The following is a 270-nucleotide window of genomic DNA, read 5'->3' as shown; positions in this document are numbered from 1 at the left end:
CCCGAAGGCAGTCATTGGATCATTCATGAGCAGCCGCAGCGCGTCAACACGCTGATACGGCGCTTCTTGAGCGAATAGGAGAGCTCGCATGGCACGCCAAGACTTTACTTTTTTTCACGCGCTGCGGGTGCGCTGGTCGGAAGTCGACATGCAGGCCGTGGTATTCAACGGCAATTACCTCAATTATGTCGATGTCGCCTTTACCGAATACTGGCGCGCCACCGGCTTACCGAATGCGCAGCAACAGGCGAGGGAAGGGCAGGAGTTGTA

At 56.3% G+C, this 270-nt stretch carries 1 protein-coding gene; it reads left to right on the top strand.

Going from position 1 to position 270, the window contains the following annotated elements; genetic code table 11:
- Positions 1-88 precede the first annotated feature (88 nt).
- On the top strand, positions 89-270 hold a 182-nt coding region (locus QN347_RS19975; RefSeq protein WP_416350910.1), incomplete at its 3' end, for an acyl-CoA thioesterase.

Origin of the sequence: Sphingomonas sp. 10B4 (assembly GCF_035019905.1) — a bacterium.
In the GTDB taxonomy this organism is placed as follows: Bacteria; Pseudomonadota; Alphaproteobacteria; order Sphingomonadales; family Sphingomonadaceae; genus Sphingomonas; species Sphingomonas glacialis.
The sequence above is the reverse complement of the archived record's forward strand: the minus strand, read 5'-3'. Positions and strand labels throughout refer to the sequence as shown.